General features: G+C 74.2%; 1 protein-coding gene and 1 pseudogene. Both read left to right on the top strand.

Annotated features, from left to right (window positions below; genetic code table 11):
- Nucleotides 1-1,125, top strand: a pseudogene (locus tag AB8Z36_RS37965) (hypothetical protein); the annotation flags it as partial.
- Nucleotides 1,126-1,187: 62 nt separating this feature from the next.
- On the top strand, nt 1,188-2,117 hold the full coding sequence (locus tag AB8Z36_RS37960; RefSeq protein WP_369217925.1) for a metal-dependent hydrolase: 930 nt from the start codon (nt 1,188-1,190) through the stop codon (nt 2,115-2,117).
- The last annotated feature ends 106 nt before the right edge of the window (nt 2,118-2,223 follow it).

Here is a 2,223-nt window from a genome sequence, read left to right as displayed (position 1 = left end):
GGCCAGGCGGCGCTCGACCCCGACCAGCTCACGACGGCCGCCGCCGGGGCGTGGAAACGTTCCGCTCGCGAGGACTTCGCCGCCTGGCCCGCGCGCGGCGGACTCACCGGGGACAAGGCGCTGCTGCGCCGCGCCCTCGCCGTCTGGGCGCGGCCCGGCGGGTCCGTGCAGGTCTCCGCGACCCCGGGCACCGCGAGCGGGGCACCCCCCGGCCCCGCCCAACTGCTCTACGCGGGCGAGGTGGACGCCGCGCGCGTCGTGCTGCTCTACGACGGTCTGCGCATCGTGCGGTACGCGGAGCCGAAGGAGGGCACGGGCGGTGCCGCCCTCGACTTCGCCCGGGTGGACGGCGCGACCGGGGCCGAGGCGAGCGCCGTCGTCGTCAACCGCGCCGACGGCAACATCCGCTATCTGACGGCGCCCTGGGTCACCTCCGCCTCGGTCGGCGACCTTTTGAAGCCCGCCGGACGGCCCCTCGCCCTCAAGCGCGACAAGGACGGCGTCACGGCCCCGTTCGCGGGCCCCCCGGCGACCGGCAGGTGCACCTCGTGGAACGCGCTGCGGCTGCGCGAGGCGTCCGGCACGGTGCGCACCTCCACCGACCTCGGTGAGCTGACCCCGGCGCGGCTCACGGCGGGCCACCCCGGGGCGCCGCGCGAGGCCGCGCCCGCCGACTGGGCCAAGACGGCGTGCTCCCTCGCCTCGGTCCGTTCCAACGGCGTGCGGTCGGTGAACTCCTGGCAGTACGCGCGCCAGGTGCTCCCCGAGGCCAATGGCGCCGCCCAGTGGGTCTGCACCCGCGCCGAGACCTGGCGGGGCGCGGGCAACCGCACGCTCGCCCATTTCCAGACGGCCGAGGGGGCCGCCGGTGCGGTGGCCGCCAAGGCGGAGGACTCCCTCGCCTGCGGCGCGAGGGACGCGAAGGTCCTCGCGGGTGTGCTGTGGAAGTCACGGGCGGGCAACTGGTACGTCCTCGGCGCGGGCAGCAAGAACGTCACCTCGGTCAGCGCGACCGGCGGCAGCCGTGTGCGGGGCAATCTCCTGGCGGCGAGGACCGAGCGCAGCACCCAGGCGCGGCTCACCGGCACCCTCGCCGACGGCACTGCGGTGAAGACGCTGCGGTAGGGGGTGAAGTTCCCGCCGCACACCCCTGTACCGGCCGCCCTACCCATCAGTACATTGACGCCATGTCTAATACGCAGAGCCGGCTGCCCGAGCCCGTCGCGTCCGAGCACATACCGCTCAAGGCACGCAACGTCTCCTTCTCGTGGGAGAACACCCCGCTGCACTGGCTGCCGGGCGACCCGTTCGCCACGCACACCATCAACGTGCTGCATCTGCTGCTGCCCGCCGGTGAGCGCTGGTTCGTGCACGTCTACAAGCAGGTCCTGCCGTACATACGGGACGAGCGGCTGCGCGAGGACGTGATCGGGTTCATCGGCCAGGAGGCCATGCACTCGCAGGCCCACGACGAGGTCCTGCCGCACCTCAAGGAGCAGGGGCTCGACCCGACGCCGTACACCGCGCAGGTCGACTGGCTCTTCGAGAAGCTGCTCGGCGACCGCACGCTGCCGCCGGGGAAGCCGCGCCGGTGGTGGCTGATGGAGCGTGTCGCGATCATCGCCGCCATCGAGCACTACACCGCCTTCCTCGGCGACTGGGTGCTCAACGCCGACGAGCTGGACCGCAGGGGCGCCGACCCGACCATGCTCGACCTGCTGCGCTGGCACGGCGCCGAGGAGGTCGAGCACCGCTCCGTCGCCTTCGAGCTCTTCATGCACGTCGACGGCAGCTACCGGCGGCGGGCGCGGACCTGGGCGACCGCGTTCACGGCCCTGGTCTTCCTCTGGCAGCGCGGATCGCGGTTCTTCATGGCGAACGACCCCACGCTCGTCGACGGCCGCGCGAGCCTCAGGGACTTCCACCGCAGCGGGCGCGCGGGCACCCTGCCCTCCACCGGCGCCATGCTCCGCTCCATCCCGCGCTATCTGAGCCGGAGTTACCACCCCTCCCAGGAGGGCAGCACCGAGCAGGCCGTGGCCTATCTCGCCGCGTCGCCCGCCGCCACCGCCGCCGAGCGGGCCGCCGCGGGCGCGCAGCCGAACGGAGCCGTCTGACATGCCCCGCATCCGCACCGTCGCCCTGGCCGCGGGCGCCGTCCTGCTCGCCCGGCGGGCCGTGCGCCGCCGCGTGGCGCTCTCGCCGCTCTGGCCGCTGCCCGCC

Origin of the sequence: Streptomyces flavofungini, from assembly GCF_041028215.1 — a bacterium.
Classification (GTDB): domain Bacteria; phylum Actinomycetota; class Actinomycetes; order Streptomycetales; family Streptomycetaceae; genus Streptomyces; species Streptomyces flavofungini_B.
The sequence above is the reverse complement of the archived record's forward strand: the minus strand, read 5'-3'. Positions and strand labels throughout refer to the sequence as shown.